Raw genomic sequence first — 12,857 nt, 5'->3', positions numbered from 1 at the left:
GCGAATAAAAAATGAATTGAAAAGGATTAATTAATTATTTTCTGGAATTGAAGGTGTATCTTCAGTTTTTTCCTCAACTGTATCCAATACCGACCCTGTAGGAGTAAGTTCTGCTCTAGAAATAATTGTTAGAGCTAAACTACAAATTATAAAAAGTGTTGCCACGATTGCAGTGGCTTTTGTCATGAAGCTGCCTGCTGATCTAGAGAGCATAAAATTTTCTTGGGAAACTCCGATTCCAAGAGCACCTCCTTCTGATTTTTGAAATAAAACCAAAAGAACCAAAATAACTGCAAGTATGATGTTGATTACTAATAATAAAGTTTCCATGAGGGTCTAATTAATGGTTTTTTTGATTATATCAATAAATTTTTTTGGGTTTTGCGATGCACCTCCAATCAAAAACCCGTCAATGCTACCAATTTTTTTTAATATACTTACGTTATTAGTATTTACAGATCCACCATATAAAATTTTAGGATATTTTTTTACAAATATACTTTTAATAAATGAAATAGTTTTATTTAAATCAGCTTCTTTTGGAATTACACCCGTACCGATAGACCATACAGGTTCATAAGCTATAATAATTTTAGATTTATTCTTTATAGATTTTAATCCTTTTTCAATTTGTTTTTTTAAAATTTGATTAGTTTTTTTTTGTCTTCTTTCTTTTAAAGTTTCGCCAATACAAAATATAATTTTGAGACCTGATTTAATTGCACTGTTTATTTTTAAATTAATTAAATTATCTGTCTCACCTAGTTGTCTATTTTCTGAGTGTCCTAAAATAACAAACTTTGCTCCAACATTTTTAAGCATGGTGGAATTTACTTGACCAGTGTAAGCACCGTAATCATAGCTCTGATGACAATTTTGAGCACCAACCTCTATTTTTGTTTTTTTTAGTCTTCTCGATAAAGGTCGAATTAATGTATTTGGTGGACAATAAACTATTTTAAACTTATTTTTTTTATTAGTTTTTGAAAACTTTATTACTTTATCAAGTGAATTTAGAGTTCTTAAATCACCAAACATTTTCCAATTAGCTACAAAATACATATATTTATTTGTCATAATTGACTTTTTAATCTATAGATTTGTTTTTTACAGATCAATAAATTTATAACGCAATGATTGAAAAATTAAAAAACTTAAGCTGGAAACAATTTGGTGGATTGGTTTTAATTATTATAATTATTATTGCTTTTGGCTTTGGTGGTTTTGGTGGTGGATTTAGTACAAATAATCAAAACAATATTGCAAAAATAAATAAAACAAATGTCACCACTCAAGATTTTATGGATTACGTTAATCAAAGTGGAATTTCAGCAGATGCAATTAGAAATAATTTAGATAACAATATTATAGAGGAACTATTATCAGGACTTATATCAACCACACTTATTGATCTAGAGATTAAGGATTTTAATATTTCAATTAATGAAAAAACAATACTTAAAAATATTAAAGAGAATAAAAACTTTCATGATGAAAATGGTAAATTTGAAAGAATTAAGTATGAAAAATTTTTATTATCAAACAATATGTCTGCACCAATGTTTGAATTAAAATTAAAAAATAGAGAATTACAAAAACACTTATTTGATTTTATTGGAGCTGGAACTATTACACCAAAATTTATAATTAATAAAAAATTTGAAGAAAATAATAGATCTTTAGATATTGAATACTTTGATATGGAAAATCTATATAAACTAAAGTCAGATTATACAGATGATGAAATAAAAGTATTTATTGATGAAAATAAAGACCAATTAAAAAGAGAATATATTGATTTTAGATACGTTATTTTAAATCCTAAAAATTTGATTGGTATTGAAGAATTTAATCAAGACTTTTTTGATGAAATTGATGAAATTGAAAACAAAATTTCACAAGGTACGAGTTTTGAAAATATTTTGGAAAATATTAATGTAAATATAATAGATATTTTTAAATTTGCACCTACCTCAAGTGAACAAATAAATGAAGAATTAATTTATTCAAAAAAAGAAACGAAATTAGATTTAATTGAGAGTGGTGATAATTTTTTACTTTATAATATAGATCAAGAATATGATCTATCTCCAGATTTAGATGATGAAATAATCAAAAGTGAAATAGTTGAATTAATTTATCAAAAAGGAAAATTTGATTACAACAGAAAAATTTTAGAAGAAATTCAAAATAATAAATTTAACAACACTAAATTTGATGAGTTAAGTAATTTTAACAAAGAGTACATGTCAATTAGCTCTATTAACGATGACAAAGTTTTTGAGATAAATTCTGTAAAAATGCTTTACTCATTGCCAGTCAATTCTTTTACTTTAGTAAACAATAGTGAAAATAAAATTTATCTAGTAAAAATAACAGGATATAATAAAAACCAGATAAACAAAGAAGATGAAGATTACAAGAATTTTGTAAGTAGTGAATTTACCAATACAAGAAAAAGTATTTTGGCTGCCTATGATCAACTGCTAGCTAGCAAATATAAAATACAATTAAACCAAAAAACTATCGATAGAGTTAAAAATTACTTCAAATGATTATTAATCGAAGCTTCAAAGATTTTAAGTTTCGACACAGAAGCAAAAAAAATCAAATCATCTTTACTAAAAAGAAAGTAAAAAATGATGAGGAAGTATTAAACCTAATCGATAATTTCCTAGAGGAAAAAAATAGTTTTATATTCGAGTCTGTAGAAAAAGGTAAAATCAAAGGTAGATATACAATATTTGGTAAAAATCCTGATAAAATTTGGGAATTTAATAGTAATAATTCTTATCTAATTCAAAAAAATAAAAAAAGAAAATTAAATGACAAGCCAGAAAAATTAATTGAAAAAATCATTGAAGACTTCAAATTTGAAACTCCTAAAAATTTACCTAAAATTTGCTCATTAATCTCTGGGTATTTTTCTTATGATTCAATTAGATATATAGAAAAAATTCCAAATAATTGTAAAAATGATCTCAATTTACCTGATGTGAGACTTCTTCGTCCAAGAACATTAGTCATTCATGATAATTTAAAAAAAGAAATATTTTATATATCTAACATTTTTAAAGATGAAAAAATTAAAAGCTATCAAAATAAATATGAAGAAGTTAAATCTGATTTGTTTAAATTGCTCATTCAGTCATCAATTAAAAATATTGATAAAAAAATAATTCAAAAATCAAAAAATATAAAAGTGAAATCTAACACTTCAAAAAATAAATTTTTATCGATAGTAAAAAAGGCAAAAAAATATATAAAATTAGGAGATATTTTTCAGGTTGTTTTAAGTCAAAGATTTGAGGCAAAATTAACAAAAAAACCTTTAGATATTTATAAAAAACTTAGAGTAACAAACCCTTCTCCTTTTATGTTTTTCTTCAATTTTGAGGATTTTCAAATAATCGGTGCAAGTCCTGAAATACTTGTGAGACTTAGGGATAATAAAATTACTGTTAGACCAATTGCAGGAACTAGACCAAGGGGTAAAACTAAAAAAGAAGATCTTTTTTATGAAAGAGACCTACTTAAAGATAAAAAAGAGCTTTCAGAACATTTGATGCTTCTTGATTTAGGTAGAAATGATGCTGGTAAAGTCTCAAAGATAAATTCAATAAAAGTTACAGAAAGCTTCATTATTGAAAGATATTCTCATGTTATGCATATAGTTTCAAATGTAATTGGGGAATATAATAAAAAATTTTCAAAATTTAAATCGCTCTTGGCTGGTTTTCCAGCAGGTACTGTATCTGGAGCTCCAAAAATTAGAGCTATGGAAATTATAGATGAATTAGAAACAACAAAAAGAAAAGTATATGCTGGTGGTATCGGATATTTCGCTGCAAATGGCGAATTTGATACATGCATAGCCTTAAGAACTGCTGTGGCTAAAAATAAAAAATTTTATGTGCAAGCAGGTGCAGGTATAGTTGCAGATAGTAAACCTAAAAATGAATATGAGGAAACAGTTAATAAAGCGAAAGCTTTAATAAACGCTTTAAGATAATGAAAGTATTGTTAATAGATAATTACGATAGTTTTACTTTTAATTTGTATCACTATATCTCCTCATTAAATATTAAAGTTGACGTAGTTAGGAATGATAAAATTAATTCTAAAGAAATCAGTAAAAAGAAATATGATAAAATTGTTATTTCACCAGGACCCGGCAACCCAAATCAATCCGGCAATTGTATTAAAATATTGAAATCATTATACAAAGAATTACCCTTTTTAGGAGTATGTTTGGGTCATCAGATAATTGGACAAGTTTTTGGATCAAAAATTATACAAGCAAGAAAGTTAATGCACGGCAAAACAAGCAAAATTAAATCTAAAAAAATCGGTATTTTAAAAAATCTTCCAAATACATTTGAAGCTACCAGATATCATAGTTTGGTAATTGATAAAAAAACATTATCAAAAGAGCTGATGATTACAGCTGAAACGGAGGATGGTGTTATAATGGGTGTTCAACATAAAAAATTCAACATTCATGGCGTGCAATTTCATCCTGAAAGTATAAAAACTAAATTTGGGATGAAAATACTGAGAAACTTTATAAATTATTAAATTTATGGATCAAATTTTAGAAAAACTAACAAATAAACAAGATTTAACATTTGAGGAAAGTAAGTCTGCATTTGAAATTTTAATGACTGGAAAAGCCAGTGATGAACAAATTTTTAGCTTTTTAACACTATTGTCTGAAAAAGGTGAGGTTGCCGATGAAATAGCTGGTGGTGTTTTTGTATTAAGAGAAAAATCAAAAAGAGTGAATGTAAATGATTGTATTGATACTTGTGGAACAGGCGGTGATGGCATGAATACACTTAATATTTCAACAGCTTCTGCTCTACTTTTAGCAAGTATGGGCACAAAAGTAGCTAAACATGGAAATAAGGCTGTTTCTTCAAAATGTGGATCTGGTGATGTTTTGGAGGCTCTTAAAATTAAAATTGATTTAGAACCTGAGGATATAGAAAAAGAAATTAATACCAATAGTTTTGGTTTTATGTTTGCACCAAATTATCATAGTGCAATGAGATTTGTTGGTCCTGTTAGAAAGAAAATTGGAAAAAGAACAATTTTTAATATGATTGGTCCTTTAAGTAATCCTGCTCTTGTAGAAAGACAAGTTGTTGGCGTTTTTGATAAAAAATTACTAAAAATTTTTGCAGAAGGACTTAAAAATTTAAATTTAAAATTTGCTTGGATAGTAAATAGTGAGGATGGATTAGATGAAATATCTCCATATGCAATCACTAATGTTATTCAATTAAAAGATGGTCAAATATCTGAAATAAAAATAGATCCAAATGCTTTAGGAGTTAATGCAGATAATTTTAAAAATTTAGTAGGTGATGATGCTAAATTTAATTCTGATAAAATGATTGAAATATTTAAAGGTGAGGATAATGATTTTTCAAAAGCAGTTTGTTTAAATGCTGCAGCAGGTTTAATTGTTGGAGAAAAATTTTCTGACTTTTCTGAAGCTTATAATCACACAAGAGAATTTATCCTTTCTGGAAAAACTTTTTTACATCTAGAAAAAATTCAAAATGTCTGAAAATATACTTCAAAATATCATTCAAAAGAAAATTGAAAAAGTTGATAAATTAAAAAAATCCTTAGATCTTAAAACTCTGGATGAATTTATTGATAAAAATAATCGCTATATTAATTTTAAAGAGAAAATAGAAAATAATATAAAAAATAATAAAACTTCAATTATTGCTGAAATTAAAAAAGCAAGTCCTTCGGCAGGTATAATAATAGATGATTATAACCCAGTAGATATCGCTCAAATTTATTTAAATAATAAAGCAACTTGTCTTTCAGTTTTAACCGAAGAAGATTATTTTTTAGGAAATTTAATTCACATCAGTAAAATAAAAGATAAAATTAATTTACCTGTATTGTGTAAAGATTTTTTTATCGATAAATTTCAAATACCATTGGCAAAAAGCTATGGCGCAGATGCTATTTTAATTATTTTGGCCGGGGTTTCAGATAATCTTGCTTCTGAATTATACGATGAGGCTTTGAAATACAATATGTCTGTTATAGTTGAGGTTCATACAGTGGAAGAAGCAAAAAAAGCTTTGAATTTTAAAGATGCTTTAATTGGAATAAACAATAGAAATTTAAAAACTCTTAAAACTGATATAAATACAACTTATGATATTTATGATGTTATAAAAAATCATAAAGGTCCTTTAATATCTGAAAGCGGAATTAAAAATAAAGAAGAGTTGTTAGAACTAAATAATAAAACATCAATTAACACTTTTTTGATTGGTGAATCACTTTTGAAAAATTTAGATAAAAATTCTATTTTTTCTGTTTTATAGCTAAATAAAGCCCTATTTTACTTGTTTTTTTAAGTATTGTTAATTTAAAAGAACTTTTATAGAACATTATTTGTACGATATTTGTTCTTATGCTAACAAAAAAACAAAAAAACCTGCTTTTATTTATCAACAAGAAGTTGAGAAGTTCTGGCGTCTCTCCTTCATATGAAGAGATGAAACAGTCTCTTAATTTAAAATCTAAATCAGGTATTCACAGGTTGATTAGTGCTTTAGAGGAAAGAGGTTTTATTAAAAGATTAGCTCACAAAGCAAGAGCTTTAGAGGTAATTAAATTACCAGAGACCGCTTCTGCAAATGATATTTATAATAGCTTTTCACCAAGTGTAATTAAAGGTGGATTAGATGAAGAACAAATTAATTCTGATGAAATTGAAGTACCAGTTCTTGGAAAAATTGCTGCAGGAACGCCTGTAGAAGCAATACAAAATGAAGTTTCTAGAATTCCCCTGCCAAATAATTTAGAAAAAAATGGAGATTACTTTGGGTTGAAAGTTCAAGGTGACTCAATGATAGATGCAGGTATTCATGAAGGTGATACAGTGATTATAAAAAGAACTGACACTGCCGATAATGGTAAAATTGTTGTAGCATTGATTGATGAGCATGAGGCTATGTTAAAAAGAATTCGAAAAAAAGGCAAAGTTGTAGCCCTTGAAAGTGCCAATAGAAACTATGAAACTAAGATTTTTGGACCTGATAGAGTAAAAGTTCAAGGAGTTTTAGTATCTTTATATAGAAACTTCTAAAAAAATAGTCTAAACAACATTGATGTCTAAAGTAGCAACACGTTTTGCACCGTCCCCTACTGGAGCTCTTCACATTGGAGGAGTTAGAACTGCATTATTTAATTGGCTGTTCTCTAAAAATCAAAAAGGAACTTTTCACCTAAGAATTGAAGATACTGATAAAGAAAGATCTAAAGACGAACATAAAAAACAGATTATTAATTCTTTAAAATGGCTTGGTATTGAGCATGATGGGGATGAATACATTCAATCAAGTAAAATCAATGATCATATTAGGGTTGCAAATGAATTACTTAAAAATGGTAACGCGTATAAATGTTATTGCTCAGCAGAAGAAATAGAAGAGCAAAAGAAAAGAGCTAGACAAAAAAAACTTCCGTATATCTACAATAGAAAATGGAGAGATGCTGATGAGAAAGATGCTCCTAAAGATATTAAACCCGTGATAAGATTTAAAAGTAAAATAGAAGGATCAACAATACTTAAAGATTTGGTTCAAGGTGATGTTGAAATTGAAAATAATACAATTGAAGATTTTATAATCTTAAGAAATGATGGTTCACCAACATATAATTTATCTGCGACTGTAGATGATCATCAAATGAATATGACACATATAATTAGAGGAGATGATCATAAAATTAATACATTTAAACAAATGCAAATTTATGAAGCAATGAACTGGGATTTACCAAAATTTGCACATATACCCCTTATTCATACTATGGAAGGTAGAAAATTATCAAAAAGAGACAATGCATCAACATTAGATGATTATTCTAAAATTGGCATAATGCCTGATGCCTTAAGGAATTATTTACTTAGATTAGGTTGGTCTTATGAGGATAAGGAGATATTTACTTTAGATGAGAGTATTAAGTACTTCAACATAGAAGGTATAGGAAAGTCACCATCTAAGTTAGATATGAGTAGAATTTTATCAATGAATGAGTATTACATTAAAAATATTGATGAAAATGATTTATTCAATCAACTTACTGAATATTGCAAATTATATAAAAGTGAAATTAAATCAGATAAAAAAGATAAAATAAAAAAATCTCTAACTTTCTTAAAGAACAAGGCTAAAACATTAGAAGATATATTTAATAATGGTCAATATATCATGGAAGATGAAGTAAAGTTTAATCAGGACGATATTAAACTAATTGATGACAAGGCAAAAAAAGTCATTACTGATTTTGCTACTAAATTTGCTGCCGTTGATAAAATTAGCAAAGAAAAATTAGAGCCCATTGTAAATGATTTAATTAAATCAAACGATACAAATTTTAAGGGTGTAGGACAACCTTTGAGAATAGCTTTAACAGGTTCAAAATTTGGACCTGGAATATACGATATAATTATTTCTCTGGGAAAAGAGGAAGTAACAAAAAGATTAACTAACAAGATAATTGTTTAATACTGAAGCAGCTTCATCAGAAGATGAAGTTTTAGATCTAATTTTAGTTAAAGTTTCCTCACAATCACTAATTTGTTTTTTCATTAATTCAGGATTTTTTAAAAAGTAAACAACAGAATTGTAAATTTCTTTAGCATTACATTCTTTTTGAATTAATTCTGGAATTATTTCTTTGTTATTTATAATATTAATGATGTTAGCAAATTTTATTTTTACCAACATTTTGACAATCAAAAAATTTAAAAAATTCATTTTATAGATAATTATAGAGGGGACTTTTGCATTGCAGATTTCAAGAGAAATTGTTCCAGATTTTGAAACTGCAAAAATAGAATTATTCAATATTTGTTTTTTTATATCTTCATCAGAAATAACTTCAACATTTTCTAAATTGGTATTATTAATTTTAATGTTGATTAAATTTTTATTTTCATCAGTAGCATGAAAAACAAAAGTGAAATTATCAAATTTTTTATTCATTAAAATTATAAAATTAATCAATATTGGTAAGAGTGAATTTACCTCAGACGATCTACTACCACAGAAAAGCGAAATAATTTTTTTATCGCTTGATATAATGTTAGATAGATCTGTTCTATTTTTTGTTTCTTTTTCTAATAATGGATGTCCAACAAAAGTATTTGGAATATTTTCTTTATCAAAATATTTTTTTTCAAAATCAAATAATAACAAAACATGATCTAAAAACTTTTTAAATTTTTTAACTCTACCCTCTCGCCATACCCATACTTGAGGAGCCACATAATGAACAGTCTTGATTTGATTATTTATTTTTTTTACTTTTTCAGCAACTCTTAATGTAAATTCAGGACTATCTACACTAAATAAAACATCAGGATTAAATTTTATTATCTCTTCTACAGTTTTGTTTATTTTATTCTTTATTTTAAAAATATTTAACAAAACACTTGTGAAACCAATATAGGTAATTTCTTTAAGATCAAAAATAGATTTTATTCCTAATGAATTTAAATATGTTCCACCGACACAAGAATATTTAATATTAGGATCATTTTTTTGAAGTTGATATATGACTTTGGAAGCAAGTTTATCTCCTGAAGGTTCACCGGTAATTATAAATATCTTTTTCATATTACAGAGATAAACATCCTATTTTTATTAGCAAAGTTAATACATTTCCTTTTATCTAAAAAAACATGTTGTTTATTTTTAACTACAATACCTTTCAATCCAGCTGTTTTACATTGTTTTAAAGTCTTTAATCCAATAGTAGGTAGATCAATTCTTAAATCTTGTTTCTTTTTTGGAAACTTTACTAAAACACCTTGATTTTTAAATTTTTTGCTTCTACTTTTTTCAAGCATTTTTTTAGTTCCACCTTTTCCTTCAATAGAAATTACTTTTTTATTCCTAACTACAACCCCTTGACTAAAATTATATTGTCCTAAATTATTTAATGATTTTACAGCTTTTTTAATATCTAATTCATCTTGCTTGTTTGGTTTGATTTTTGAATAATTACCTTTCTTCAAGTATAATTCTGAATTAAATGTAAGTGAACTTTTAGTTTTAATCTTATTTTGAGCTAATATTTTAATAATTTCTTTTAGGATTGCAGCATCTCCAAGCTTTGAAGCTTTGATTATTCTAGGGATATAATAAATTCCTTTTAAATCTAACTTCAATTTAGAAAAATTTGGTTTATTTACTCTTCCAGCAAATAAGACTTGTTTACATTTGTTTTCTTTAAGAATGTTAATAATTTTACCAAACTGACCTATGGATACCGAGTAAGATTTTTTATCTTTTTTAAATTTTTTTGCTTTTGATAAATCAACTATCAAATACTTTATTTTCTTTTTTTTGATAGTTTTTAAAATTTCCTTTGGAAAATCAGTGTCACCAAAAATTAATCCTATCATTTTATGAGAATGGTGTACAAATAGATCTTTTTTTATCTTTTGTTATAAAATCAATTACATTTTTAACTAACGGATTCTCTTTGAAAGAACCATTCAATTTACTTATATTTTCATTAATATTTTTAGTAGCAAAAATTTCTTTATAAGCTTCGCTTAAGCCTAAGATATCCTTATTTTCAAATTTGGCTCTTCTTAGACCTATTAAGTTCAATCCTTGTAATGAATTTCTATTTCCTGTTGATAATCCATAAGGAATTACGTCATGCAATACACCTGTCATCCCACCAATCATAGCCATTTTTCCAATTCTTGTGAATTGTTGAACAGCAGAGTTGCCCCCAATAATAACATTATCCTCAATGATTGCATGACCTCCTAAAGGTACATTGTTTGCAATTATTACATTATTTCCAACTTGGCAGTCATGAGCGATATGTGATGAAATCATAAATAAACAATTATTTCCAATTACTGTTTTACCTCCACCTCCAACTGTTCCAGGATTTATAGTTACGTATTCTCTAATTTTATTATTATCACCAATTACTAAATTTGTAGACTCTCCATTATATTTCAAGTCCTGTGGATCATTAATTGAAACAAAAGGATAAATCTTGTTTCCCTTTCCAATTTTCACACTTACAGAAATATTAACATGTGATTGAATTATAGTGTTCTCACCAATTTCTACATTAGGACCAATTACGCAATATGGACCGATCTCAACATTTGATGCTATTTTTGCTTTTGAATCAATTATTGCAGTTTTATGTATCACTTATTTTCCTTAATGAATTTTTTTAAATCTTTAGCTGGATAACCCATTACTTTAGAATTATCTGGAACATCTTTAATTACTCCTGAACCACCTCCAATTTGAACATTGTTTCCCACTTTCAAATGTCCCGATATTCCTGCTTGTCCACCAATCATAACATTATTTCCAAGGGTAGAACTTCCAGCAAAACCAACTTGTCCAGCAATAATACAATTATCACCAATTTTGTTATTGTGAGCTATATGTACTTGATTATCTAAAAAAGTATTTTTGCCAATTATAGTATTTGATAAAGAACCTCTATCAATTGTTGAGCCACAACCAATCTCACAATTATCCTCAATTATAACAATACCAATATGAGGATAACGTATATTTTCATTTTTACTTGGAAAAAAACCAAATCCTTTTTTTCCAATAACACATCCGTCTAATATTGAAACATTGTTTTTAATTATTGTATTTCTAATAATAACGTTAGAACCTATTGAACAATTATCACCAATAACAACATTGCTCTCAATAATTGTATTGTGACCAATTGAGCAGTTTGATCCAATTTTAACATTTTTTCCAATTAATATGTTTTGACCATGATTTACAGAATTGTTGTAAGAAGTATTTTCAATATTTGAGGTATTAATATCAAAATCATCTGTAATAGCATCAGGATAAAACAATGTAGTAATCATAGCAGTTGATACAAGAACATTGTCAACTTCTATAGGTTGACAGGTATCAGGTAATTTATTAGCTAAATTTTTTGTTGTTATACAAAAAGCTGCTTTTGTTTTTGAAGCGGCTAACTCATATTTTTTAGAATGAAAAAATGTAATATCTTTATCTGATGCGTTTACAAGGTCTTTAACATCAGAAATTTTTATTCCACTATATTCAGATTTATTTTTAAGATTGATCTTAGCTAAAATATCAGCAATTTCTTTTGGACCTTTATTTAAAAAAAAAGGATTTTTCATTAATTGTTTTTTATCAAAACAATTACTAAATACTTATCAATAAATATTACTAATTATTTTCTATCAACAATAGTAGCTGACCATTGAGCGTCAGCCATTTTTTTTCCCTCTACAAAAGCCTCACCTTTATATTTCCAAACTCTTCCGTGAGATCGAATAGCTTCTATTTTTAATTCCAATTTACAATCAGGAATAACTGGATTTCTAAATCTAGCTTTTTCCACACTCATTAGAAAAACTAATTTGTTTTCATATTCTTTTTTATCAATTCCAGCAGCTGTCAATGCAGCAGCAGCTTGTCCAAAAGCTTCAACAATAAGTACACCGGGCATAACTGGATTATCTGGAAAATGACCCTGAACATAGAAAGCATCTTTTTTAACATTCATTATTGCAGTTGCGGAGTGTAATTTTTTGATATTTATTAACTCATCGATTAGCAACATCGGTTCTCTATGAGGCAATAGGTTAATAATATCTTGTTTATTTAAATTCATTTTATTTTAGTTCTATTTTATCAAATTTTTGATTAAATAAATTAAAAACTTCTTCTGTAATATCTAAATTTTTTTTTGCCATTAACAAATTATCTTTATTAAATATTATGTTGATTGAATTTTTAACTGAATATTCTTCAATTATTATATTT

General features: G+C 26.6%; 14 protein-coding genes. 7 read left to right on the top strand and 7 right to left on the bottom strand.

The annotated features are described in order from the left end of the window. Positions 1 to 30: 30 nt before the first annotated feature. The gene (gene secG / locus ACTT9R_RS04300; RefSeq protein WP_075484473.1) at positions 31 to 330 is read right to left on the bottom strand and encodes a preprotein translocase subunit SecG; all 300 of its coding nucleotides are present in this window, start codon (positions 328 to 330) and stop codon (positions 31 to 33) included. Positions 331 to 336: 6 nt separating this feature from the next. Continuing rightward, positions 337 to 1,077 (bottom strand): triose-phosphate isomerase, encoded by a 741-nt coding sequence (gene tpiA, locus ACTT9R_RS04295; RefSeq protein WP_440926803.1) that lies wholly within the window; start codon positions 1,075 to 1,077, stop codon positions 337 to 339. A 56-nt stretch (positions 1,078 to 1,133) separates the two neighbouring features. Here tpiA and ACTT9R_RS04290 point away from each other — a divergent pair, with 56 nt between their 5' ends. The 7 genes from ACTT9R_RS04290 to gltX all read left to right on the top strand — a co-directional run bounded on the left by ACTT9R_RS04290 (position 1,134) and on the right by gltX (position 8,549). Continuing rightward, a complete protein-coding gene (locus ACTT9R_RS04290) occupies positions 1,134 to 2,555 on the top strand; it encodes a SurA N-terminal domain-containing protein (RefSeq protein ID WP_440926802.1) in 1,422 nt (473 codons plus the stop codon). Further along, on the top strand, positions 2,555 to 4,012 hold the full coding sequence (gene trpE / locus ACTT9R_RS04285; protein ID WP_440926870.1) for an anthranilate synthase component I: 1,458 nt from the start codon (positions 2,555 to 2,557) through the stop codon (positions 4,010 to 4,012). Before ACTT9R_RS04290 ends, trpE begins: the two co-directional genes overlap by 1 nt. Then, positions 4,012 to 4,578 (top strand): anthranilate synthase component II, encoded by a 567-nt coding sequence (locus tag ACTT9R_RS04280; protein ID WP_440926801.1) that lies wholly within the window; start codon positions 4,012 to 4,014, stop codon positions 4,576 to 4,578. The genes trpE and ACTT9R_RS04280 overlap by 1 nt, the downstream gene beginning before the upstream one ends. 4 nt (positions 4,579 to 4,582) lie before the next feature. Next, positions 4,583 to 5,575 carry an anthranilate phosphoribosyltransferase gene (gene trpD / locus ACTT9R_RS04275; protein WP_440926800.1) on the top strand — a complete coding sequence of 331 codons (993 nt, stop codon included), beginning with the start codon at positions 4,583 to 4,585 and terminating at the stop codon, positions 5,573 to 5,575. Continuing rightward, positions 5,568 to 6,359 carry an indole-3-glycerol phosphate synthase TrpC gene (locus ACTT9R_RS04270; protein WP_440926799.1) on the top strand — a complete coding sequence of 264 codons (792 nt, stop codon included), beginning with the start codon at positions 5,568 to 5,570 and terminating at the stop codon, positions 6,357 to 6,359. Before trpD ends, ACTT9R_RS04270 begins: the two co-directional genes overlap by 8 nt. An 89-nt stretch (positions 6,360 to 6,448) precedes the next feature. After that, entirely contained in the window at positions 6,449 to 7,126 is a 678-nt protein-coding gene (gene lexA / locus ACTT9R_RS04265; protein WP_440643859.1) for a transcriptional repressor LexA, read from the top strand. A gap of 22 nt (positions 7,127 to 7,148) precedes the next feature. Further along, positions 7,149 to 8,549 carry a glutamate--tRNA ligase gene (gene gltX / locus ACTT9R_RS04260; protein WP_440926798.1) on the top strand — a complete coding sequence of 467 codons (1,401 nt, stop codon included), beginning with the start codon at positions 7,149 to 7,151 and terminating at the stop codon, positions 8,547 to 8,549. On the opposite strand, the gene lpxB is transcribed toward gltX, so the two are convergent. The 5 genes from lpxB to fabZ are packed head-to-tail and all read right to left on the bottom strand — an operon-like array spanning position 8,526 to position 12,705. Continuing rightward, entirely contained in the window at positions 8,526 to 9,662 is a 1,137-nt protein-coding gene (gene lpxB / locus ACTT9R_RS04255) for a lipid-A-disaccharide synthase (protein WP_440926797.1), read from the bottom strand. The two genes, gltX and lpxB, sit on opposite strands and share 24 nt — an antisense overlap. Further along, positions 9,659 to 10,453, bottom strand: a complete 795-nt coding sequence (locus tag ACTT9R_RS04250) for an LpxI family protein (RefSeq protein ID WP_440926796.1) — start codon at positions 10,451 to 10,453, stop codon at positions 9,659 to 9,661. The genes lpxB and ACTT9R_RS04250 overlap by 4 nt, the downstream gene beginning before the upstream one ends. Position 10,454: 1 nt before the next feature. Beyond that, on the bottom strand, positions 10,455 to 11,231 hold the full coding sequence (gene lpxA / locus ACTT9R_RS04245) for an acyl-ACP--UDP-N-acetylglucosamine O-acyltransferase (protein ID WP_440926795.1): 777 nt from the start codon (positions 11,229 to 11,231) through the stop codon (positions 10,455 to 10,457). Then, complete coding sequence (gene lpxD, locus ACTT9R_RS04240) at positions 11,228 to 12,208, bottom strand: UDP-3-O-(3-hydroxymyristoyl)glucosamine N-acyltransferase (RefSeq protein ID WP_440926794.1); 981 nt, start codon at positions 12,206 to 12,208, stop codon at positions 11,228 to 11,230. The genes lpxA and lpxD overlap by 4 nt, the downstream gene beginning before the upstream one ends. Before the next feature lie 53 nt (positions 12,209 to 12,261). Then, a complete protein-coding gene (fabZ, locus tag ACTT9R_RS04235) occupies positions 12,262 to 12,705 on the bottom strand; it encodes a 3-hydroxyacyl-ACP dehydratase FabZ (protein ID WP_440926793.1) in 444 nt (147 codons plus the stop codon). Positions 12,706 to 12,857 lie beyond the last annotated feature (152 nt).

The organism is Candidatus Pelagibacter sp., from assembly GCF_052049835.1.
Taxonomy (GTDB): Bacteria; Pseudomonadota; Alphaproteobacteria; order Pelagibacterales; family Pelagibacteraceae; genus Pelagibacter.
This window is presented reverse-complemented; position numbering and strand designations above follow the sequence as displayed.